The 22,928-nt window shown below is 50.5% G+C and carries 18 protein-coding genes; 15 read left to right on the forward strand and 3 right to left on the reverse strand.

Going from position 1 to position 22,928, the window contains the following annotated elements; translation table 11 throughout:
- Positions 1-72 precede the first annotated feature (72 nt).
- The 6 genes from LDN30_RS07925 (at position 73) to arsB (ending at position 5,901) form a co-directional block, all read left to right on the forward strand.
- The gene (locus tag LDN30_RS07925) at positions 73-519 is read left to right on the forward strand and encodes a hypothetical protein (protein ID WP_223929192.1); all 447 of its coding nucleotides are present in this window, start codon (positions 73-75) and stop codon (positions 517-519) included.
- A 1,212-nt stretch (positions 520-1,731) separates the two neighbouring features.
- Entirely contained in the window at positions 1,732-2,178 is a 447-nt protein-coding gene (locus tag LDN30_RS07930; protein ID WP_223926154.1) for an arsenate reductase ArsC, read from the forward strand.
- Positions 2,156-2,491, forward strand: a complete 336-nt coding sequence (locus tag LDN30_RS07935; RefSeq protein WP_223926155.1) for an ArsR/SmtB family transcription factor — start codon at positions 2,156-2,158, stop codon at positions 2,489-2,491. Before LDN30_RS07930 ends, LDN30_RS07935 begins: the two co-directional genes overlap by 23 nt.
- 90 nt (positions 2,492-2,581) lie before the next feature.
- Positions 2,582-3,091 carry an arsenite efflux transporter metallochaperone ArsD gene (gene arsD / locus LDN30_RS16400; RefSeq protein ID WP_262901594.1) on the forward strand — a complete coding sequence of 170 codons (510 nt, stop codon included), beginning with the start codon at positions 2,582-2,584 and terminating at the stop codon, positions 3,089-3,091.
- 8 nt (positions 3,092-3,099) lie between these two features.
- The gene (gene arsA, locus LDN30_RS07945; RefSeq protein WP_223926156.1) at positions 3,100-4,806 is read left to right on the forward strand and encodes an arsenical pump-driving ATPase; all 1,707 of its coding nucleotides are present in this window, start codon (positions 3,100-3,102) and stop codon (positions 4,804-4,806) included.
- A 54-nt stretch (positions 4,807-4,860) separates the two neighbouring features.
- The gene (gene arsB / locus LDN30_RS07950; protein ID WP_223926157.1) at positions 4,861-5,901 is read left to right on the forward strand and encodes an ACR3 family arsenite efflux transporter; all 1,041 of its coding nucleotides are present in this window, start codon (positions 4,861-4,863) and stop codon (positions 5,899-5,901) included.
- A 132-nt stretch (positions 5,902-6,033) separates the two neighbouring features.
- Here the strand turns inward: arsB and LDN30_RS07955 are convergent, their stop codons facing one another.
- On the reverse strand, positions 6,034-6,513 hold the full coding sequence (locus tag LDN30_RS07955; protein WP_223926158.1) for a hypothetical protein: 480 nt from the start codon (positions 6,511-6,513) through the stop codon (positions 6,034-6,036).
- Positions 6,514-6,809: 296 nt separating this feature from the next.
- On the opposite strand from LDN30_RS07955, the gene LDN30_RS07960 reads away from it, so the two are divergent.
- From LDN30_RS07960 to LDN30_RS07980, 5 genes are all read left to right on the forward strand, one after another.
- The gene (locus LDN30_RS07960) at positions 6,810-9,233 is read left to right on the forward strand and encodes an FAD-dependent oxidoreductase (protein ID WP_223929193.1); all 2,424 of its coding nucleotides are present in this window, start codon (positions 6,810-6,812) and stop codon (positions 9,231-9,233) included.
- A gap of 7 nt (positions 9,234-9,240) precedes the next feature.
- Positions 9,241-9,600, forward strand: a complete 360-nt coding sequence (locus LDN30_RS07965; protein WP_223926160.1) for a MarR family winged helix-turn-helix transcriptional regulator — start codon at positions 9,241-9,243, stop codon at positions 9,598-9,600.
- A gap of 949 nt (positions 9,601-10,549) precedes the next feature.
- The gene (locus tag LDN30_RS07970; protein ID WP_223926161.1) at positions 10,550-11,821 is read left to right on the forward strand and encodes a replication-associated recombination protein A; all 1,272 of its coding nucleotides are present in this window, start codon (positions 10,550-10,552) and stop codon (positions 11,819-11,821) included.
- Between the two features lie 47 nt (positions 11,822-11,868).
- Positions 11,869-12,822, forward strand: coding sequence for a D-2-hydroxyacid dehydrogenase (locus LDN30_RS07975; RefSeq protein ID WP_223926162.1), 954 nt, complete (start codon positions 11,869-11,871; stop codon positions 12,820-12,822).
- A complete protein-coding gene (locus tag LDN30_RS07980) occupies positions 12,819-13,466 on the forward strand; it encodes a trimeric intracellular cation channel family protein (RefSeq protein ID WP_223926163.1) in 648 nt (215 codons plus the stop codon). Before LDN30_RS07975 ends, LDN30_RS07980 begins: the two co-directional genes overlap by 4 nt.
- A 358-nt stretch (positions 13,467-13,824) precedes the next feature.
- On the opposite strand, the gene groL is transcribed toward LDN30_RS07980, so the two are convergent.
- On the reverse strand, positions 13,825-15,444 hold the full coding sequence (gene groL / locus LDN30_RS07985; RefSeq protein ID WP_223926164.1) for a chaperonin GroEL: 1,620 nt from the start codon (positions 15,442-15,444) through the stop codon (positions 13,825-13,827).
- Positions 15,445-15,472: 28 nt separating this feature from the next.
- The gene (locus tag LDN30_RS07990; protein ID WP_223926165.1) at positions 15,473-15,742 is read right to left on the reverse strand and encodes a co-chaperone GroES; all 270 of its coding nucleotides are present in this window, start codon (positions 15,740-15,742) and stop codon (positions 15,473-15,475) included.
- 772 nt (positions 15,743-16,514) lie between these two features.
- On the opposite strand from LDN30_RS07990, the gene LDN30_RS07995 reads away from it, so the two are divergent.
- From LDN30_RS07995 to purD, 4 genes are all read left to right on the forward strand, one after another.
- Positions 16,515-17,459 carry a serine O-acetyltransferase gene (locus tag LDN30_RS07995; RefSeq protein WP_223926166.1) on the forward strand — a complete coding sequence of 315 codons (945 nt, stop codon included), beginning with the start codon at positions 16,515-16,517 and terminating at the stop codon, positions 17,457-17,459.
- Positions 17,460-17,584: 125 nt separating this feature from the next.
- Positions 17,585-19,129 carry a THUMP domain-containing class I SAM-dependent RNA methyltransferase gene (locus LDN30_RS08000; protein ID WP_223929194.1) on the forward strand — a complete coding sequence of 515 codons (1,545 nt, stop codon included), beginning with the start codon at positions 17,585-17,587 and terminating at the stop codon, positions 19,127-19,129.
- A 34-nt stretch (positions 19,130-19,163) separates the two neighbouring features.
- A complete protein-coding gene (locus LDN30_RS08005; protein ID WP_223929195.1) occupies positions 19,164-21,389 on the forward strand; it encodes a S9 family peptidase in 2,226 nt (741 codons plus the stop codon).
- A 200-nt stretch (positions 21,390-21,589) separates the two neighbouring features.
- Positions 21,590-22,858 (forward strand): phosphoribosylamine--glycine ligase, encoded by a 1,269-nt coding sequence (gene purD, locus LDN30_RS08010; protein ID WP_223926169.1) that lies wholly within the window; start codon positions 21,590-21,592, stop codon positions 22,856-22,858.
- Positions 22,859-22,928 lie beyond the last annotated feature (70 nt).

Here is a 22,928-nt window from a genome sequence, read left to right on the forward strand (position 1 = left end):
AAAAACAAAATTGGAAACTTCCAACGTTAGAATGAATTATTTTCCTGCGTTGGCTATAATTTAACATTTGGTATGGCATTGGAACGCATCAACCCAAATCTTGAGTACATCCAGGATGTGCTTAAAGAACGCAACTTGACACCCCGCCAGCTGTCAAAGCTAATCTTCGGTGAAGGTACTCACAGAGACATAGTTAAAGAGATCACCACCAAGCCGGATGTGAGAGCCAGCACGGTGGTAAAACTTTGCCGTGCGCTTGAAATATCTATGGACAGTCTGTATCAAAACTCGGACACTGATAAAAAGGAAATTCAGACCATCAACGGAATTGGAATTGTGAATAACTCACCTAACGCAAAAGTCGATTTAGTTGATTTGCGAGCTGAAAACAAGGCTCTTAAGATGGTGATTGAGGAAAAGGACAAGCGGCTTGCAGAACAGCAGAAGTACATCGACCAGCTTGGAAAACGGCTTGACCTGGTACTCCAACTCGGACATAATTCGGACACGGGGATGTAACAGCCTTTAACGGCTGTCTCAATCGATGAAGTCAACATAATTTCATACGACAGTTAGAATCTGTGTATTATCCTGCCTCCGCAACTATAACGTCCGAAGTCGTTGAACATCAACACTTCGGACATTTTTTATTATAGCTTGACAGACACCCTACAGCTTAATAATGCCGCAACACTTTAGTTTTGTCTGTCGAATAAATATCATTTTACCCAAACAGATGTGATCATAAGCAATAACTTATGAAGCTGGCTGGATCATTCAAGATGCTTATTCTTTTCCCTTGCTGAAAGAAACAATATGGTTATTACATTAGTCGCCATTATCATGGAGAGGAGTTTAGCGACAAGAGAATGCCGACAACGATATGTAAAAATAAATCATATTATTTCAGACAACGCATCATCTTTGTATAATACTGATTATCAACAGGTTACTAACAGGCATCTTTTTGCGTTGCAAAACGGCCCGTTTTAGGACGCAAAACGGTCCATTTCGCAGGCTGAAATGGACCGTTTCGCAAGCCGAAATGACAGGTATTGGAATGGTGTAAACATATTTCAATATTGGTTTATTGTCGTGTCACGTTTTCAAGTCGCAGGAATATCTGAGAAAGTGGCATACTATTGACAAATCTACGCACACCCGCAGAAATCACCACAAACATCCAAAATAGGGACCAATATGATGTAGCCAAAATCTTCTCTGCCCGCCCCATTATGTTAGGCTATTCAAAAGACTCGAAAGTAAATCAATCGCTTGTAGGGTAACTCAATATCATAATGTTACTGCTTTATTATTGAACAACAGACTCGCATTAATGATTCCTTTGCATGGGACGCAAAGACTGCAGACGGTCCCTACCCTATCAATCAGTGCCCTGCAAACGACACAAAATCTCAAGAAACTGGCACTACAAATTGAACGTCCTACTTCCGAAACATTATCCTCTACATAAGCAGCCGTGATTCTCATGCTGTGGAATTCTGCGTTATCGCCACGATTCTCGCTTGCCCGAGCAGTTTGACCAAGACGAAGAGTTAATCTTGTTTGAGAAAATGGAATTGGAGATTGAGTAATCTATAAAGGCCCTGAAGTCTTTTACAATTGTTTCATAAATAATATAACCGAGCAACAGTTAACGTATGCATAATAGTGTTAAAACAAGAAATATTTGTTTGTCGACAGAATATTATTCGTAACTTTGCGAACAATATGAAGAAGATATTGATTCTCTGTACGGGCAACAGATGCCGGAGCAAGATGGCACAAGCCTGCCTGCTGCATTTGGATGCCGAGCTTTGTGTGAGGTCGGCGGGCACGCATCCTGCCCACAACACGCATCCATTGGCTATAGAAGTGATGAAGGAGGCTGGAATGCCAATTTCTGACTTACAGCCGCATGATGTCAAGGACTTCATCAACGAAGAGTGGGACTTTGTGATAACCGTCTGTGACCATGCACGGGAGACGTGCCCCGTCTTTACGGGAAAGGTGAAGCACCAATTGCATTTGGCCTATCCCGACCCTGCACAAGCTAAAGGAACAAAGGAGGAGCAATTGGCAGTATTCCGTCAGACAAGAGACCGTATCGCACTGTCATTCAAAGAATTCCATCATAGGTATATAGAAGAAGCCCATGAATACGAAGAAAGATTATAGCCTCAAGGCAGAGCAGATAGCGCGCTTCGCCAAAGCCCTTGCCCATCCGGCAAGGATTCAGATATTGCAGTTTCTCGCCAGCAGACAAGAATGCTACTTCGGTGACATCCATGACGAACTGCCCATAGCCAAGGCTACCGTCAGTCAGCACCTCAAGGAACTCAAAGATGCCGGACTCATCCAAGGCACTATTGAGGCTCCAAAGGTGAGGTACTGCATCAACCGCGACAACTGGCAGTATGCACACGAGCTTTTCTGTAATTTCTTCTCGAAAGAAATCAAAGCCACTAACTGCAGTTGCGAAAAACAATAAAAAGACCGTAGGCGGGTAGTGCGTCTCCCCGCCTATTATAATAGGAACAATATTCGTAGTTTTACAAACAACTAATAAAATATATACACTATGAAAGAGATTGAGATTTTCGACCCAGCCATGTGCTGCTCCACAGGAGTATGCGGCCCCAGTGTTGACAAGAACCTGCTACGCATCGCCACGCTCATTGATACCCTGAAGAATATGGGTATTGAGGTGAAACGCCATAATCTGAGCAGTGAGCCACAAGCCTTTATACACAACGAAAAAGTAAAGCAACTGCTCCAGGAGAAAGGTGCCGACGTGCTGCCCATAACACTTGTCGGAGGAGAGATTGCCGCCATTGGACAATATCCCACAACAGCACAGATGAGTGGGTGGACAGGCAAGGATCTGACATTCATTTCTGTCGGACAAGGAGCCTGCTGTGAAGAGGAAGAGAATACACATGCTGGCGGTTGCTGCTGCGGCAGTGAGCCTAAGGACGACCATGAGGGTGCTTGCTGCTGCGGCGGAGAGAAGACCAAGGATGCCCACGAGGGCTGCTGCTGCGGAGAGCACCAAGACGGCCACGAGGGCGGTTGCTGCTGTGGCAAATAGATGTAGCGATGAAAAAATATGCTATACACGAGGTGAAGCAGCAGCAATATCTGTTCTTCACCGGTAAGGGTGGCGTGGGCAAGACCAGTCTGGCCTGCGCCACAGCCATCGCCATGGCCGGCGAAGGCGAGCAGGTGCTGCTCATCAGTACTGACCCGGCTTCCAATCTTCAGGATGTCTTCCACCAGAACATCTCGCAGCATGGCACACCTATCGCTGACGTAGCGGGATTAACCGTGGTCAACCTCGATCCCGTCAAGGCTGCCAACGAATACCGTGAATCCGTGGTTGGGCCCTACCGTGGTGTGCTGCCCGACTCCGCCATCACCAACATGGAAGAACAGCTGTCGGGCTCCTGTACAGTGGAAATAGCTGCTTTCAACCAGTTCTCCGACTTCCTCACCAATGCGGAGGATGCACACAAGTATGACCACATCATCTTCGACACGGCACCCACCGGCCATACCCTGCGCATGCTCCAGTTGCCAACAGCATGGACATCTTTCATCAAGACGAACAAGCACGGCGCCTCGTGCCTCGGTCAACTGTCGGGACTCGAACAACGCAAGGAAGTTTACCGACAGGCTGTGGACAACTTAGCTGATGGCAGCAAGACAAAGCTGATACTGGTCAGCAGACCGCAACGGGCTGCGCTCAAGGAGGCTGACCGGTCCGCGCGTGAACTTCGGCAGTTAGGCATTGCTAACCAACTACTCGTGGTCAACGGACTCATGAAGTCTCCCGACAACAGCGATGAGCTGGCCGCAGAAATGTACGCCGCACAACAGCAGGCCTTAGGCGCGATGCCCGATACGTTGGCCACAATGAAGACCTTGTATGTGCCATTGCGCTCTTACGACATGGACTCTGTGGGCAACATTCGCAAGATGCTCTGTGCTAACGTTGCTGGTACAGTATCGTCGTCGGAAAGTATCAGTGATTACCAGAGCCTTGACAATCTCATCCACACCATCCACGACACAGGCAAGCGCGTGGTTTTTACCATGGGCAAGGGAGGTGTTGGCAAAACCACCGTTGCTATGCATATTGCCTTGGGACTGAAGCAGTTAGGTGACGATGTATTGCTCACCACAACTGACCCCGCCAATCACCTTAACGCCCATTTAGCTGAGGAGGCCGGCATTGAGATGGCTATCATCGACGAGCAAAAAGTACTGGAGACATACAAGGATGAGGTCAGAGCAAAGGCCCGCGAGGCCGGCGTGACCGACTTCTCCTATATCGAGGAGGACCTGCGCAGTCCTTGTACCCAAGAGATTGCAGTTTTCCGCCGTTTTGCCGAAATCGTGATGCAGGCCGACAACAAGACTGTTGTCATCGACACAGCACCAACAGGGCATGCCTTGCTACTGCTCGACTCCACGCAGAGCTACGACCGACAGATTGCCCACAGCGAGGGCGACGCACCTGTTGCCGTTCAGCGACTGCTACCCAGGCTGTGCGACGAAGGCCAGTCGGAATTTATCATCGTCACCTTGCCTGAGCCCACACCCGTGCTGGAGGCAAAGCGACTGCGCGCCGACCTTGAGCGAGCCGGCATTCATCAGCAGTGGTGGGTAGTCAATCAATGCCTCATCCTCAACCATTCCAGCGACAGTTTCCTGCGCGCAAAAGCAAATAACGAGATCAAGTGGATAAAAGAGGTTAAACGCATTAGCGATGACCACATGGTTTTGCGGCCTTGGATCAAATAACAACAGAGTTTTTCATCTGTATCACAAAGATAGATAAAATCGTTTTCGTTCATCATGGAAGAAAGAAAAATTGGATTCTTTGACAAGTACCTTACGTTATGGGTACTATTATGTATTGTTGTTGGTATTGCGGTGGGAAAGTTTCTGCCCGCCATCCCACAAGCGCTTTCGCGTTTTGAATATGCCCATGTAAGCATTCCCGTGGCCATCCTCATTTGGGTGATGATCTACCCGATGATGATGAAAGTGGATTTCCAAAGCGTGAAAAATGTGGCTAAGCACCCCAAGGGGCTGGTAGTGACGTGTGTGGTCAACTGGCTCGTCAAGCCTTTCACAATGTTCGCCATCGCATGGTTCTTTCTATTCGTGGTATTCCAACGCTGGATACCTGCTACACTGGCCCACGAATATCTGGCTGGTGCCGTGCTCTTAGGAGCCGCTCCCTGCACGGCAATGGTGTTTATCTGGAGCTACCTTTCCAACGGCAACCCTGCTTACACTCTCGTACAGGTGGCTGTCAACGACCTCATCATCCTCGTGGCCTTCGCGCCCATAGTGGCCCTGCTCTTAGGAGTGAGCGGAGTGGAGATTCCCTACGATACACTTTTGCTGAGTGTAGTGCTTTTTGTGGTGCTTCCGCTCATTGCCGGTATCATCACGCGCACAATGGTCATCAAACGGAAGGGAAAGGAGTATTTCGAGCAAGTATTCGTACACAAGTTCGACCGATACACCACAGCCGGATTGCTGCTCACACTCGTTATCCTCTTCTCATTCCAGGGCGAGACCATTCTGCGCAATCCTCTCCATATCGTGCTCATCGCCGTGCCACTAATCCTACAAACCTATCTCATCTTTGCCGTCGCCTATGTTTGGGCCAAAGCCTGGCACTTGCCCTACGACATCGCAGCTCCGGCAGGAATGATTGGAGCGTCCAACTTCTTCGAGCTGGCTGTCGCCGTAGCCATCAGTCTGTTCGGACTGCAGAGCGGGGCTGCTCTTGCCACCACCGTCGGCGTGCTCACCGAAGTACCTATCATGCTCTCATTGGTGAGAATCGCCAAGGCGACAAGAAACAGGTTTCCAAGAGGCTGACACCATCATCTTTCGCACATATGATGTGGTCGTGCGCAGTTTACTTATGCCGTATGAGTAGGGAGGCTGCTCCCTTGAATCGAGCAGTCCCCCTAATAGACTGTAATGCCGATAGCTAATCGGCCTCCTTTGTCACGGCTTGCTAAAATTTTCATTTTGTGCAGTTCCCAGTGTAAACGCAGAATGAATAGTAGAAAGACAAATAATCCCTGATAACCCAGAATGTAGACCCAGTATATACCATAAACCAACAATTCCAAAGCAAAGAAAAGGACTGTATTGACAGTGAAAGCCAACATTAATGATTAAGAGCAGAGTCATCTCGTCTTCTTCGTTCAAAGCCGACATGGAAACAGAGTACAGCCCTAAATATGCCGATATCATCTCTATCCCATCATACCAAGAGTCGCTGGTAGTAAAAAGTCCGAGACTTTTAATCCCATTGTCAGTTCCATTGCCCCAAACCTGATAATCGGGAAAAAGGGTGAACACCTTAGACGATAAACTCGGCAACACACCAAAAGATCGAGAATGCTGACCTACAATGCTACTCCCACCTACACCCATCCTGCGCCATAGGAGCGGTGGGACAAAAGAAAAATTCTTTTTCATAATCCCTACTTTATGGTTAAACAATGATTGATATCACAGCCGCAAAGGCAAGAAATAGTTTCCATAAAGACAAGCGTACTTTACATATAGTGATGTACGCTTAACATTAATTTAGTCAAAGGCTCCTATTCAACCGCGAAATTGCCTATGGCAGACAACTGTTTGCATCAATGTATTTCTCTGTGAGCTAATAGGGCTTGATATTTTTTATTAAAAAATATTCCGTTGGAAATTTGTTTGTATCACGGAATTATCGTATATTTGCCACCGGAATATAATTAATACGGAATACTAATATGAAATACGTGATTATTGGAGGTGTGGCCGGTGGTGCCACCGCTGCCGCGAGACTGCGTCGCCAGGACGAGAACTGCGACATTGTGCTCATCGAAAAGGGGAAGCACATCTCATACGCCAACTGCGGGCTACCTTATTATATAGGAGGGGTCATTACTGACCGCGACCGACTTTTCGTGCAAAAACCGGAGGCCTTCTCGCGTCGGTTCCGCATTGACGTGCGCACTGAGAATGAGGCCATGAGTATCAACACCGAGGCTAAAGTCGTCATCATCAAGGACAAGGAACATGGCACTTACAGCGAATCTTACGACAAGCTGCTTCTTGCTCCCGGTTCCTCACCCGTTCGGCCGCCATTGCCCGGCATTGACAGCGAAGGCATCTTCACCTTGCGCAATGTGGCAGATACCGATCGCATCAAGGACTTCATCGACAACCATCCCAAAGGCCGTGCTATCATTGTCGGTGGAGGATTCATCGGGCTGGAGATGGCAGAGAACTTAGTACACGCAGGGTGGAGCGTATCTGTGGTGGAGATGGGCGAGCAGGTCTTGGCTCCCATCGATTACAGCATGGCATCTTTTGTTCATCAGGAGTTGGCCGACCACGGCGTGCGCCTTCATTTAGGGAAAGCCGTCCAGAGCTTTGAGAAAATTGGGGAAGCCATCAACGCTATGCTCAGTGATGGGCAAAGGCTCACAGCCGACATGGTTCTGCTGTCCATCGGTGTCCGCCCCAACACACAATTGGCCAAAGACGCGGGGCTGTCTTTGGGCAAGCGCGGCATCAGCGTAAACAAATACATGCAGACATCCGATGCGGACATTTATGCCGTCGGCGACGCAGTGGAATATGCGCACCCCATCACTGGTGAGCCATGGCTCAACCTGCTTGCCGGGCCAGCCAACCGACAGGCGCGCGTGGCAGCTGACAATTTGGTGAAAGGCAATGTAGAAACCTATGAGGGCAGTGTCGGCACGGCAGTAGCCAAGGTGTTCAGCCTTACCGTCGCCTCCACCGGTCTACCTGCCAAACAACTGAAACAGCGAGGAATAGCCTATGCTTCGTCAACAACGACATCAGCATCACACGCCAGCTATTATCCCGGTTCGTTTCCGCTGACGACAAAACTAACCTTCGATCCCAAGACCGGACAACTCTACGGCGCACAATGCATTGGTCACGACGGAGCCGACAAACGCATCGACCAATTGGCCCTCATCGTCAAGAGAAAAGGGACTATAGCCGACCTCATAGCTTTGGAGCAGGCTTATGCGCCGCCCTTCTCCTCTGCCAAGGACCCTATCGCCATTGCAGGCTACGTAGCCGGCAACATCATCAACGGCTCTATGCCGGTGATTTACTGGAGAGAGCTGCGCGATACTGACCGCAAGACAATCACCATCATCGACACGCGCACCAAAGAGGAATACGCCCTGGATGCCATTGACGGAGCCATCAATATTCCTCTCGACGACTTGCGCGAGCGCATCGAAGAAATCCCACATGACAAGCCCATCGTGCTCTATTGCGCTGTCGGACTGCGTGGTTACCTTGCCCAGCGCATCCTCTTAGGCCATGGTTTCACCGATGTGCGCAACCTCTCGGGCGGCTACAAGCTATATGCCTCAGCAACGCGCACGTCGTGGTCAACCTCTACTACTGAAGACCAACCTAAAGCCAAGGCTGCTCCTGCCACCATGCTTCGTCTCGATGCCTGTGGACTGTCATGTCCCGGACCTATCATCAAACTGAAAGAGACCATTGACAGCATGGCTGAGGGTAGTCAGGTAGAGGTGACGGCCACCGACCCAGGTTTCCCGCGCGACGCCAAAGCCTGGTGCAAGAGCACTGGCAACAGCTTTATCAGTGCATCGGAAGAAGGCGGATTACACAAAGTGGTGATTAGCAAGGGCGGCACCCCACCTGCCCCACCGCAAGCCACTGCCCCGCAGCGCAACAAGACGCTTATCATGTTCAGCGACGACCTTGACCGGGCCATTGCCACATTCGTGCTGGCAAACGGAGCTGCGGCAACCGGCACAAAGGTGTCCATCTTCTTCACTTTCTGGGGACTCAATGTCATAAAGAAAGAGCATAAGCCACGATTGAAAAAGGACTTCTTCGGAAAGATGTTCAGTTGGATGCTGCCATCGTCATCGCGCAAGCTCCATCTCTCCCGGATGAGCTTCTTCGGGTTGGGCGACCGTCTGATACGCCACATCATGCGCCGAAAGAATATCGAGCAACTCGAGGACCTCCGACGAGCAGCCCAGAAGGCCGGTGTGGAGTTCATAGCCTGTCAGATGACGATGGACATGATGGGAATAGCGAAGGAAGAGCTGATCGACGGTGTCACCGTTGGTGGCGTTGCCACATATATGCAGCGTGCCGAGCAGGCGAATGTGAACCTTTTCATCTAAGCCGATAATGTTTGACAGAAAAAAATTGTGCCGTGTTCGCGACATCTACCGCGCCATCACGGAATTAGAGAATGAAATGGAAGCAGCTTACGGCCTCAACCTCAATGAGGCCATGCTGCTTTGCAACCTAAGCGACAAGGGCAGCATGACAGCCGGAGAGGTCGGCGAGTGTCTCGGCCTTACGCAGTCGAACGCCTCGAAGGTGATACGCTCGCTTGAAAAAAAGGAACTGCTGAAACGCTCACTTGACAAAACAGACAAGCGCATCATGCACTTCAGACTCACTAAGACAGGAGAAGAAAAGCTCGATGGAATGGACTGCCAGAGCATTACTCTGCCACCATTGTTGGAGTACTGCGTTGAATAAACTCACACTGTGCCTCCGTCCACGCCCCTTGTTTGTGCGATGCATGTGAGCTGTGGTGTATCCTTGCATCAGAAACGAGAAAAGAATTGGAGCCTGTCGCCCAGCGGCAGGGCTATCCCAACCCCGCACTGCCAATGGCTGCACTAACTTATGCTGAAAAATAAACGGATCCGCGTGAGATTCAGATAGATTTCATGCGGATCTTTCATTCCATTTCTGACCGTCATGGCATGATGGTTGCATCGATTGAACCCGGCAGATGCTTTTTTGAGGCGATGGTTTAGATGTTATTTACGAACCAATAGACTGAGTCCAAATTTCTTGTAGACTTCATTTCTTTTCTCTTTGTGCAATCCCGACTTATACGTGCATCCAATGCCCAATGTAGAGAGTTCTCGATCCACTGATGCTTGAACTTATTGTTCTTTCATTAGCCGACATCATCCCCGAGAAGCATGGAGCGACAAGATAATAACGGCAACAGAGTGTAAAAAATAATTCGTATTGCTTTATACATCTTTCTGTTTTCGTACAACATTGATTATCAATGCGTTACCAACACGTATCATTTCGCATTGCTAAACAGCCCATTTCAGGGCGCAAAACGGCCCGTTTCGCAAGCCCAGATGATATATATTGGAACGATGTAAATATATTTCAACGCTCAATACTCTTAATAACGACGGTACACCTAACACCATGAACTGACGGAGCAGCGAGAGCAAACCAAGGTAGATTGTTCTTTGCTAAGTTGAGGAGGAAGAATCATACAATTTTGCAATAGTGTGACAGGTGATATCGGCAGATTTCGATTTTGCTGCTGTTCTGCGCACAGAATCAGAGGGAGGAAGAGGATTAAAAGGGAGATAGATTTTTCTTTTTAACGAGTTTAATAAGGATATATCCCGAATTTTGAGTAATTTTGCATCATTAAGAAAGGCAAAAGACTATGGAACCTTTAGCAGAAAGAATGCGTCCAAGGACGCTTGACGATTATATAGGGCAGAAACATCTGGTAGGCGAAGGGGCCGTACTAAGAAAGATGCTCGACTCGGGACGTATAACATCATTTATCCTCTGGGGACCACCGGGAGTGGGTAAGACAACACTGGCGCATATCGTTGCCAACCAGCTGAAAGTGCCGTTCTACACCCTCTCGGCCGTGACGAGCGGAGTGAAGGATGTCAGGGAGGTTATCCAGAAAGCCAAGGACAACAATTTCTTCAACACAGCATCGCCGATTCTCTTTATCGATGAGATCCACCGTTTCTCCAAGTCGCAGCAGGATTCACTCCTCGGTGCCGTGGAGAAAGGCATTGTGACACTCATCGGTGCCACCACGGAGAATCCATCTTTTGAGGTCATCCGTCCCCTGCTCTCCCGCTGCCAGCTCTACGTACTGAACCCTCTCGGCAAGGACGATCTCCTCGACCTTCTCCACCGTGCCATAACTACAGACACGGTGTTGAGCAAGATGAACATTGAGGTTAAGGAGACTGGTGCCATCCTACGCTATAGCGGTGGCGACGCGCGTAAGTTACTGAACATCTTAGAGTTACTATCCGACAGTTCCGACGGTAGCCACCTTGTCATCACCGACAAGCTCGTCACCGAACGCCTGCAGCAGAACCCCCTTGCCTACGACAAGAACGGTGAAATGCACTACGACATCATCTCCGCCTTCATCAAGAGCATACGCGGCAGCGACCCCGACGCAGCCCTCTACTGGCTCGCCCGGATGATCGAGGGCGGCGAGGACCCACGTTTTATCGCCCGGCGGATAGTCATTTCCGCCTCCGAGGATATCGGTCTTGCCAATCCCAATGCCCTCCTCTTAGCCAATGCCGCCTTCGACGCTGTCGACAAGATTGGCTGGCCCGAGGGGCGCATACCCTTGGCCGAAGCAGTAGTTTACCTCGCCACATCGCCAAAATCGAACTCGGCCTACATGGGTATCAACAGTGCCTTAGAGGAGGTCCGAAAGAGCGGTAACCAGCCAGTGCCCCTGCACATACGCAACGCCCCCACAGCACTGATGCAGGAACTCGGATATCACGACGGCTACAAGTACCCCCACGACTACCCCGGCAACTTCACGCCACAGCAATACCTGCCCAACGCGCTGAAGGATCTGCGCCTCTGGCACGCTCAACACAATCCGGCCGAGGAGAAACTCTACAACAGAATGTTGCAGTGCTGGGGTGACAGATACAAGGATTAGGACAATCAACAATTGAGAACATTCAGAACGTAAGAAAAAACATATTTATGAAAATAGTAGATTTAGACGCGCACTGCGTCAACCCCGGCGACCTTTCCTGGGACAGCATCCGCGATTTAGGCAGTCTGACGCTTTACGAGCGCACAGCACCGGAAGAAGTCATAGAACGCGCCAAGGATGCCGACATCATTTTAATCAACAAAATATCCATGACAGCCGATGTCATTGCAGCCCTGCCAAAACTCAAGTATATCGGTGAACTGGCCACGGGCTATAACAATATCGACCTCAAGGCCGCAGCCGAGCGTGGTATCGTGGTGACGAACATTCCTGCCTACAGCACCGACAGCGTGGCTCAAATGGTATTCGCCCACATCCTCAACGTTGCCAACCACGTCGACCACTACGCCCAGGCCACACGGCAGGGAGTCTGGAGCCGCAATCCCGACTTTTGTTATTGGGACACGCCGCTCATCGAACTTGCCGACAAGACTATAGGAATTGTCGGTCTGGGTCACATCGGTATGCGGGTAGCCGAAATAGCCCATTGTTTCGGCCTCCACGTCACGGCGGTAACGTCGAAGAATGTTAGCGACCTTCCGGCATGGATAAGCAAGTCGACTCTCGAGGGCATGCTCTCGTCGGCCGATTTCGTCACCCTCCACTGTCCGCTGACAGCCACTAACCGCCACATGATCAACGCCGACACACTCGGTCTTATGCACCCCGGTGCCGTGCTCATCAATACCGGCCGCGGACCGCTCGTCAACGAGGCCGCCGTAGCCGACGCACTCCGCGAAGGCCGTCTCGGGGCTTACTGCGCCGACGTAATGAGCTCAGAGCCGCCAAAGGCCGACAATCCGTTGCTGACCTGCGACAACGCATTTATCACGCCGCACATCGCCTGGGCAACGAAGGAGGCCCGCCAGCACCTTATGAACATTGCCACAGCCAACATAAAAGCCTTCATCGAAGGAAATCCCATAAACACCGTCAGATGATAACAGCCGACCCACATATAGTACATATCCTCCAGGAGGTGATAGAGTTTCTCGGAACCTTCGCCTTTGCCATTTCCGGAATAAGGCATGCCGCGGCACGCCATTTCGACTGGTTCGGAGGATATGTCTGCGGATTCGCCGTAGCCATAGGGGGTGGAACAATCCGCGATGTCATGCTCGGAGTAACACCATTCTGGATGACGAGCCCTATGTACGTTCTCTGTACGGCCGTTGCCCTCATCTTCGTAATCCTTTTCGGCAGACTGCTGAAAAGACTTGACAATGCATGGTTTGCCTTCGACACCCTCGGACTGGCCCTGTTCAACATTGCCGGAATACAGAAGACGCTGACGATGGGCCACGCTTTCTGGGTGGCAATAATCATGGGATGCATAACAGGGGCCGCCGGAGGAGTCATCCGCGACGTACTGCTCAATAATATTCCAGTGATTTTCCACAAGGAGATTTACGCCATGGCCTGTGTGGCGGGCGGACTGGTCTACTGGCTCCTTTTCTATCTCGGTGCTCCCCTACCCCTGACGATTGTAGTGTCGTTCCTCACCGTCTGCATTATCCGCTATCTTGCAGTGAGGTATCACATCTCCCTGCCTATACTAAGTAAGGATGCCGGGGATATGGACTAAGACGATGAAAAAAGGGAGACAATCGATAAAGAAAGATAAGAGCATTAAAAAATCGGATGTCATCACGACGTCCGATTTCCAAAAACAAACTACTTAAAAACTAATCTACTAAAACAAATCAAAAAAATATCTTTATATGTCTGTGTTACTATCTTTCTTTTAATGACATTGCAAAATTATACATTTCTGCAATATCATCCAAATAAAAAGCGAGAAAAAATCGCCAAAATCGCTAAAAATCAACAAAAAAGGGGCTCCTTTTATTGGAGTCCCTCTTTTTTGTCAAGTTCACTTAGCAAATACAAGTGTGGCCGAAATACACTGTTCGACTTATACTTTCTTGCCTTTTTGCCTTGTTTTACATCATGCCGGGCTGTGCCATCGGAGCTGCCGGTTTCTCTTCCGGCTTGTCGACGATGAGGCACTCAGTTGTGAGGAACATGCCAGCGATTGACGCAGCGTTCTCAAGAGCTACGCGCTCAACCTTTGCAGGGTCGATGACACCGGCAGCACGCAGGTCCTCATACTTCTCGGCACGTGCGTTGTAGCCATAATCACCCTCACCGGCACGAACCTTATCGACGACGACAGCGCCCTCGCCACCGGCGTTGGTAACAATCTGGCGCAGAGGCTCCTCGATGGCGCGGCATACAATATTGATACCAGTCTGCTCGTCAGCGTTCTCGCCCTTCAGGTCAGCGAGCTCCTTCTGAGCACGGATGTAAGTTGTGCCGCCACCTACGACGACGCCCTCCTCTGTAGCTGCACGCGTAGCGCAGAGAGCATCATCGACGCGGTCCTTCTTCTCTTTCATCTCAACCTCAGAGTTGGCGCCTACATAGAGCACAGCGACACCGCCGGCGAGCTTAGCAAGACGCTCCTTGAGCTTGTCCTTGTCGTAAGAAGATGTAGTGTTGGCAATCTCATTCTTGATCTGGGCTACGCGGTCCTTGATGTTCTGCTTGTCGCCGCCACCGTTGACGATAGTAGTGTTGTCCTTGGTGATAGTGACCTTCTCGGCAGTACCAAGCATCTCAAGAGTAGCCTTGTCGAGAGTCAGACCCTTGTCCTCGCTGATGACAACACCACCGGTCAGGACAGCGATATCCTCAAGCATAGCCTTACGACGGTCGCCGAAACCAGGAGCCTTGACAGCACAGATCTTCAAACCTGCACGCAGACGGTTCACAACGAGTGTGGTAAGTGCCTCTGAATCAACATCCTCAGCGATAACCAACAGTGGACGGCCGCTCTCAGCAGCAGGCTGCAGGATAGGCAGGAAGTCCTTGATGTTTGAAATCTTCTTATCGTAGATGAGGATGTAAGGATTCTCCATTACGCACTCCATCTTGTCTGTATCGGTTACGAAGTAGCCCGACAGATAGCCACGGTCGAACTGCATACCCTCGACGACGTCGATATGTGTGTCGCGGCTCTTGCTCTCCTCGATAGTGATAACACCATCCTTCGATACCTTACGCATAGCGTCGGCAAGGAGTTTACCAATCTCAGGGTCGTTGTTGGCCGAGACGGTAGCCACCTGCTCAATCTTGTCGTAGTTGTCGCCGACAACCTCAGCGTTGGTCTTGATATAGTCGACAACCTTTGCCACGGCCTTATCGATACCGCGCTTGAGGTCCATAGGATTGGCACCTGCTGTAACGTTCTTCAAGCCCTCGTTGACGATGGCCTGCGTGAGGATTGTGGCGGTTGTCGTTCCGTCGCCGGCATCATCGCCAGTCTTGCTGGCTACGCTCTTGACGAGCTGCGCACCGGTGTTCTCGAACTTGTCGTCGAGCTCCACCTCTTTAGCTACCGTTACACCGTCCTTTGTAATCTGAGGAGCACCGAACTTCTTCTCAATCACGACGTTACGGCCCTTAGGACCGAGTGTAACCTTCACGGCGTTAGCCAACTGGTCTACGCCACTCTTAAGCAACTCACGTGCTTCTGTATCGAACTTAATTATCTTTGCCATTTTGAATCTGTTGTTTATACGTTAAAAATTACTTCAGTACTGCCAATACGTCACTCTGGCGCATGATAAGATATTTCTCGCCCTCGTTCTCGAGCTCTGTGCCGGCATACTTGCCATACAGCACCTCATCGCCTTCCTTGAGAACCATCTTGTCGTCCTTAGTTCCCTCACCAACAGCGATGACCTTGCCACGCTGTGGCTTCTCTTTCGCGGTGTCAGGAATGATGATTCCACCTACTTTTTCTTCAGCTGGTGCAGGAAGTACCAGTACTCTGTCTGCTAATGGTTGAATTTTCATAATTTATAGCGTTTTAAAATTTTACTTTCCGCCCCACATACTACGAAAACCGTGCCAACATGGCAGTGGCATACTTTTTCGGGCTTTCTAAGGCATGAATGTGACAAAAGTGGCAAACGGTGACTGACAGAAATGACATAAAGGCGTAGTTCATCCTCTGTTTCCTGCCATCCTTCGACAGGCAATTCCATATTTTCATGCCACCATCCAGCAATCTTGCATTTATTACACTTAGACTCCAAAAGTTGCCGAACGATACAGACGAAAAAGGCAGAAAGAGCGCATGTGAGGCGAGATGAGAAGTAAAGAAAATTCAAACAAAAGTCCTATCAAAGTCGATCCTATTATGCATTGACTATCAGCAACTTACAGAAGCATATCATTTAACATTGCGAAACGGGCCGTTTGAGGCTGCAAAACGGGCCATTTGGGAATGCGAAAAGGACCGTTTGGGAATGCTAAACGGTAGGTTTGGAAATGGTGTAAGGATTTTTCGCATTTTTTCATCAGCCCGCTTCGTATTCTCATAATATTGCCGTCATAAGCGGGAATCAACTCGTTGGCTTCAGCAAGATGCCGGACTGTCAATCAATGTCATTCCAACCGTATCTTTAGCAGGACGATAGCCCGCTCAGACGTAAATATTAACCATTCTGCCAACGATAAAAGATGAACGACTAAAAAAAGGAACTAATTGTATTGGCAATGGAGAAAAAAAGTAGTAACTTTGTGGGCTGATTAAGTTAGTATAATATAAAAAGGTGATAAATTAATGAGCAGTCCACAGATAATAGAGCATCTGACAGAGGTAGTAGAGGAATTGTCGGCCGAGGAGTCGATGCGTGGAATATTCCACGAGCACCGCGACGGCGACCCGTTGCCCTCTGGCCGCGACCTGGAGGAAATCATCTCGCTGTCGCGTTCGATTCTCTTCCCCGGATACTACGGCGACTCCAATGTCAACCAGAGCACTATCCGCTATCACATCGGGGTGAACATGGAGCGCCTGCACAAGCTGCTCACACGGCAGATTATGGCCGGACTGCTGTTCAACCAGGACTGCCACTGCGCCCAACCACTTGAGGAGCAGGACCTGTGCCGTAAGAACGCAGAGACCATTGCCCTGACGGTGCTGCAACGCTATCCTGACATCCGCCGGACACTAAGCTCCGATGTGGAGGCTGCCTTCGAGGGCGACCCGGCGGCTATCAACCAGGGTGAGGTCATCAGTTGCTATCCCGTGATAAAAGCTCTGACCAACTACCGCATTGCCCACGAGCTATACCTCGAGGAGGTGCCGCTCATACCGCGCATGATGACGGAGCTGGCCCACTCGGAAACGGGCATCGACATACATCCGGCAGCCACCATCGGCAAGCATTTCACCATCGACCACGGTACGGGTGTAGTCATAGGAGCCACCTGCATCATCGGCGACAACGTCAAACTCTACCAGGGTGTCACCCTCGGAGCCAAAAGTTTCCCTCTCGACGAGAACGGGAAGCCCATCAAGGGCATACCGCGCCACCCCATCATCGGCAACAACGTCATCATCTACGCCAACGCCACAGTACTGGGGCGCATACACATCGGTGACGGATGCGTGGTGGGAGCCAACGTGTGGGTGACCCGCGACATGAGAGCCGGAACCAAAAAGTACAAGACGGAGAAAACCGACAAGCTCGACATGTTCTTCGAGGAAGGCGGAGGAATATAACCTGCCGCGGGAACAACACCCCCCAAAAGCCGATTCCGGCGGCGACGGAGCACATCCGCGGGAGCGCAGGAAGAAGCAATAATAACAGAAAAATTATTAGTCAAGAAAGTTTCATAATAAATAAAATGGATAAAGAAATCAAGCCATCATCCGAGTTCAAACTTATTGCCAAGACCTTCATGGGACTGGAACAGGTGCTGGCCAAGGAACTCACAGAGCTGGGTGCCAACAATGTTGAGATAGGTCGCAGAATGGTGTCGTTCACCGGCGACAAGGAGATGATGTACCGGGCCAACTTCCAGTTACACACGGCCATCAGAATTCTAAAGCCGATAGCGGAGTTCAAAGCCAGCTCGGCCGACGATATGTACAATGAGGTGAGAAAGATCGACTGGAGCAAGTACATCCTCCCGGGAAAGACATTCTCGGTCGACTCGGTCGTCTACTCCGACGACTTCCGCAACTCGCGGTTCGTCACTTACAAGGTCAAGGATGCCATCGTCGACCAGTTCCGCGAGAAAACAGGCAGCCGCCCGAATATCTCGGTGTCGAACCCCGACATCAGACTCAACATTCACATTGCTGAGGACAACGCCACACTGTCGCTCGACTCGTCAGGCGAGAGCCTGCACCGCCGCGGCTATCGACAGGAATCGGTGGAGGCACCGCTCAACGAGGTCCTCGCAGCAGGAATGATTCTCATGACCGGATGGAAAGGCGATACCGATTTCATCGACCCGATGTGCGGTTCGGGCACCATTCCTATCGAGGCCGCGCTCATTGCCCGCAACATCTCGCCCGGAGTTTTCAGGAAAGAGTTCGCCTTCGAGAAGTGGCCAGATTTCGATTCGGAGCTTTTTGATGAGATTTACAACGACGACTCGCAGGAGCGCGAATTCACACATCACATCTACGGCTACGATGCCGACATGAAAGCAGTCAACACTGCAAGGCTGAACGTCAAGGCAGCAGGACTCTCGAAGGACATCACCATCGACCAGCAGGACTTCAAGAACTTCCAGCAGCCGGCCGAGAAGAGCATCATCGTGATGAACCCGCCATACGGCGAGCGCATCTCAACCGACAATCTGCTCGGCACATACCACATGATCGGCGAGAGATTCAAGAATGCTTTCAAGGGCAACGAGGCCTGGGTTCTGTCGTACCGGGAAGAGTGTTTCCGCGCCATCGGACTGAAACCGTCCATCAAGATTCCGCTCTACAACGGTTCGCTGGAGTGCGAGTTCCGCAAGTATGTCATGTTCGACGGCAATATGAAGGACTTCCGCCACGAGGGTGGCATCGTGAAGACAGAGGAGGAGAAACGCGAGATGGCTCAGAAGCACCGGTTCAAGAAGAACCGTGAGTTCAAACAGCTGCTCGACGAGGAGGAGAACAATGAGGAAAGCGACATCCGCGACTTCAAGTTCCACTCTTTCCGCGACATGTCCCCAAGAAAGCCGAGAATCGGCCGCCACGACGACGAGCATCATTTCAGCCGGTCGAAAGATAAATACAAAAACAAGTTCCGCGACCGCGACGACGACAACGAGGAGCACCGCGGTGGCAAGGACCGGCGGTTCCGCGGGAAGGACAAGGACTTCGGCGGACGCGGAAAACGTTTCGGCGGAAAAGGACGAAGGCCGGCGGACGACGATTTTGAGGATTAATAATCCCGCAATCCAGACACTGAGAAAAAGATATATGAAAGGCAAATTAAAATGTATTGGACTGATGCTGGCCATTGGCCTGCTAAGTTCGATGTCGGCAATGGCTCAAAATAAGCAATTCACTCTTGAGGACCTGAACTTCGGCGGGGTCAACTACCGGAAGTTCTACCCCGAGAACAGATACACCACCTGGTGGGGCGACCGCCTCATCAGACTGAATCTCGACTACTGCGCCGAGGTTGACAAGACCAGCGGGAAGGAGAAACGGATTGTAAGTCTCGACGAGATAAACAAGGTCGCCGGCCTAAGCGGCTCCGAGCTCGTCAGGAGTTTATACTATGCCGCTTTCCCTTATGCCGACAAACCAGTCATCAGCGTGGAGAACTCGGGTGAGCGATTTCTATATAATTTCAAGACGAAGAAGGTGGAATGGCGCTCGGGAGTTCTCAGTACCGACCCCGGCCACAACGTCTATGGCGACGAGAAGCAGAGCTCGGAGTGGAACAGTGCCTCACGCGCCACGGCTTTCGTAGCCGGCAACCAGCTCTATGTCGCTGATGCTAAGGGCAATATCGCAAAGCTTACAACCGACGGCTCGCGCGACATCGTATACGGACAAAGCGTACACCGCGATGAGTTCGGCATCAACGGAGGACTTTTCTGGAGTCCGAAAGGCAACAAGCTCGCATTCTACAGGATGGACCAGAGTATGGTGACCGACTATCCGCTCGTTAATATTCCGGAAATCGACTGGACACCAAAGGAGGGACAGAGCAGAATTGACACTCCGGAGCCGATAAAATATCCGATGGCCGGAGAGACGAGCCATAAGGTAACAGTGGGAGTTTACGACCTGCGGACGAAGAAAACGGTCTATTTGCAGGCCGGCGATCCTACCGACCGCTACTTTACGAACATCGCATGGAGTCCCGACGAGACGACTATCTACATGTTTGAGCTTAACCGCGACCAGAACGACTGCCGCCTTGTAAGCTACGATGCAGCCTCTGGCGAGAAGAAGGGGGAATTGTATCGCGAGACCGACGAGAAATATGTGGAGCCACTCCACCCTATCGTATTTCTGCCGTGGGACAACAGTAAGTTCATTATGCAAAGTCAGAAGGACGGCTACAACCACCTATACCTATTTAATAAGGACGGGAAAGAAATAAAACAGATAACCAACGGGAAATGGGTAGTGATGGATTTCCTCGGATTCGACGCAAAGAGCCATGATATCATCTACTCCAGCAACGAGGCAAATCCAATACAACAGAATATCTGGACGGTCAACGTCGACAACGGAAAGCGAAAGCTTGTCGATGAGTCGGGGAAAGGATGGCACAACGGAACCATCAGTGCATCAGGAAGATACATCCTCGACAACTATCAGGAGCCGACGGTGCCGAGGAAGATTTCCATCATCAACTCGGAGACCGCAAAGTGCTTCAACTATTTCACGGCTCCCGACCCATGGAAAGGCTATAACCTCCCGGAATACAGCACCGGCACGATAAAGGCTGCCGACGGTGTCACCGACTTGTATTATCGGTTGGTAAAACCGGTCAACTTCGACCCGAAGAAGAAGTATCCTACTGTCGTCTACGTCTACGGAGGCCCTCATGCACACAATGTTGACGCACGGTGGCACTGGGCAAGTCGCTCGTGGGAGACTTATATGGCACAGAAAGGCTACGTGCTCTTCATCCTCGACAACCGCGGCAGCGAGAACCGCGGAAAAGCTTTTGAGCAGGTCACATTCCGCCATCTTGGTCAGGAGGAGATGAAAGACCAGATGAAAGGTGTCGACTTCCTGCGCACACTATCCTATGTCGATACAACTCGCATCGGCGTTCACGGATGGAGTTTCGGCGGATTCATGACCATCTCGCTCATGACAAACCATCCCGACGTATTCAAGGTGGGCGTTGCCGGTGGACCGGTAATCGACTGGAAATGGTATGAGGTGATGTATGGCGAGAGATATATGGACACACCGCAGACTAATCCGGAGGGATACCGCCAGACATCGCTCCTCAACAAAGCCAAGGACCTGAAGGGAAAACTGCAGATAATCATCGGTCTCAACGACCCGGTCGTCGTTCCGCAGCATGAGTTCTCGTTCTTAAAAGCATGCATCGCCGCCGGAACGCAACCCGACTTCTTCGTTTATCCCGGTGAGCCACACAACATGAGAGGACATCAGTCGGTGCACTTGCACGAAAGAATAACTCAATACTTTGAGGATTACTTGAAGTGATAAAAGCGTGTATCCAACAAAAAGAAAGCGTGAAACCGGCCCACGAAAGGTCGGTTCCACGCTGAACAGACTGGTTTTCAAGTCATTACAACAACATACAGATACGATACCAAAAATATAGAACTATAAACAAGACCCTGCATTTCCCCACAGGCCATAGAATAAAATCCCACTTCGGGGATGATTTGGGGAAATACGTTATGAACATATTACTATTAGGCTCAGGCGGCCGTGAACATGCCTTAGGATGGAAGATTGCTCAAAGCAGCAAATGTGACAAACTGTACATAGCTCCAGGCAACGCCGGAACATGCAACATCGGAGAGAATGTACCTATCGGTGTCAACGAATTTGACAAGCTGAAGGATTTCGCCGCTAATCACAACATTGACATGCTCGTCGTCGGTCCGGAGGTTCCTCTGGTCAACGGCATCACGGATGATTTCCACAACGATCCGCGGACAAAGGACATTCCCGTCATCGGACCGTCAAAAGCCGGAGCTGAACTCGAGGGCTCAAAGGACTTTGCAAAAGGATTCATGAAGCGTCACAATATCCCTACAGCCGCCTACGAGACTTTCGACGGCACTACCGTAGAAGAAGGTATCAAGTTTCTTGAGAGTCTTCAGCCTCCTTACGTGCTGAAAGCCGACGGTCTTGCTGCCGGAAAGGGCGTTCTCATCGTACCCACACTGGAGGAAGCAAAGAAGGAATTCCGCGAGATGCTCGACGGTATGTTCGGTAACGCATCAGCGAAGGTGGTCATTGAGCAGTTCCTCAGCGGCATCGAGTGCTCAGTATTCGTTCTTACCGACGGCGATCACTATAAGATTCTGCCCGAGGCTAAGGACTACAAACGCATCGGAGAGCACGATACCGGTCTTAACACCGGTGGAATGGGCTCAGTGTCACCGGTTCCGTTCGCAACAAAGGGATGGATGAAGAAAGTCGAGGACCGAATTATCAGACCGACTATCGACGGACTGAAGGAGGAGGGTATCGACTACAAAGGCTTCATTTTCTTCGGACTGATAAACGTCGACGGCGAGCCAATGGTAATAGAATACAACTGCCGTATGGGCGATCCTGAGACAGAAAGCGTCATGCTGCGACTCAAAAGCGATATCATAGACCTCTTTGAGGGTGTGGCAAAGGGCGATCTCGACAAACGCCCGATTGAATTCGACGACAGAGCCGCTGTGTGCGTGATGCTTGTCAGCGGCGGCTATCCGCAGAAATACGTCAAAGGCTATACCATCAACGGCATCGACAAGGTCGAAGGCTCGGTGGTCTTCCACTCCGGAACAGCCATGAAAGACGGACAGGTTGTCACCGATGGCGGACGTGTAATAGCCGTCTCATCATACGGTAGCAACAAGGAGGAGGCTCTCCGCAAGTCGTTTAAGGAAGCGCAGAAGATAGAATTTAAGGACAAGTACTTCCGCAGCGACATCGGTCAGGACCTATAATTAGGTTTTGAGTAATTTTTTTCAGTGTGTAAAGCGGATATAATCAGCTGAATGTACAGATTATACCAGC

This window comes from Prevotella lacticifex (assembly GCF_019973375.1).
Classification (GTDB): Bacteria; Bacteroidota; Bacteroidia; order Bacteroidales; family Bacteroidaceae; genus Prevotella; species Prevotella lacticifex.

Bases quoted from the DNA above. Each gene is read 5' to 3' on its own strand.
- LDN30_RS07925 (WP_223929192.1), top strand. From the start codon at position 73: ATGGCATTGGAACGCATCAACCCAAATCTTGAGTACATCCAGGATGTG.
- LDN30_RS07930 (WP_223926154.1), top strand. From the start codon at position 1,732: ATGAAGAAGATATTGATTCTCTGTACGGGCAACAGATGCCGGAGCAAG.
- LDN30_RS07935 (WP_223926155.1), top strand. From the start codon at position 2,156: ATGAATACGAAGAAAGATTATAGCCTCAAGGCAGAGCAGATAGCGCGC.
- arsD (WP_262901594.1), top strand. From the start codon at position 2,582: ATGAAAGAGATTGAGATTTTCGACCCAGCCATGTGCTGCTCCACAGGA.
- arsA (WP_223926156.1), top strand. From the start codon at position 3,100: ATGAAAAAATATGCTATACACGAGGTGAAGCAGCAGCAATATCTGTTC.
- arsB (WP_223926157.1), top strand. From the start codon at position 4,861: ATGGAAGAAAGAAAAATTGGATTCTTTGACAAGTACCTTACGTTATGG.
- LDN30_RS07955 (WP_223926158.1), bottom strand. From the start codon at position 6,513: ATGAAAAAGAATTTTTCTTTTGTCCCACCGCTCCTATGGCGCAGGATG.
- LDN30_RS07960 (WP_223929193.1), top strand. From the start codon at position 6,810: ATGAAATACGTGATTATTGGAGGTGTGGCCGGTGGTGCCACCGCTGCC.
- LDN30_RS07965 (WP_223926160.1), top strand. From the start codon at position 9,241: ATGTTTGACAGAAAAAAATTGTGCCGTGTTCGCGACATCTACCGCGCC.
- LDN30_RS07970 (WP_223926161.1), top strand. From the start codon at position 10,550: ATGGAACCTTTAGCAGAAAGAATGCGTCCAAGGACGCTTGACGATTAT.
- LDN30_RS07975 (WP_223926162.1), top strand. From the start codon at position 11,869: ATGAAAATAGTAGATTTAGACGCGCACTGCGTCAACCCCGGCGACCTT.
- LDN30_RS07980 (WP_223926163.1), top strand. From the start codon at position 12,819: ATGATAACAGCCGACCCACATATAGTACATATCCTCCAGGAGGTGATA.
- groL (WP_223926164.1), bottom strand. From the start codon at position 15,444: ATGGCAAAGATAATTAAGTTCGATACAGAAGCACGTGAGTTGCTTAAG.
- LDN30_RS07990 (WP_223926165.1), bottom strand. From the start codon at position 15,742: ATGAAAATTCAACCATTAGCAGACAGAGTACTGGTACTTCCTGCACCA.
- LDN30_RS07995 (WP_223926166.1), top strand. From the start codon at position 16,515: ATGAGCAGTCCACAGATAATAGAGCATCTGACAGAGGTAGTAGAGGAA.
- LDN30_RS08000 (WP_223929194.1), top strand. From the start codon at position 17,585: ATGGATAAAGAAATCAAGCCATCATCCGAGTTCAAACTTATTGCCAAG.
- LDN30_RS08005 (WP_223929195.1), top strand. From the start codon at position 19,164: ATGAAAGGCAAATTAAAATGTATTGGACTGATGCTGGCCATTGGCCTG.
- purD (WP_223926169.1), top strand. From the start codon at position 21,590: ATGAACATATTACTATTAGGCTCAGGCGGCCGTGAACATGCCTTAGGA.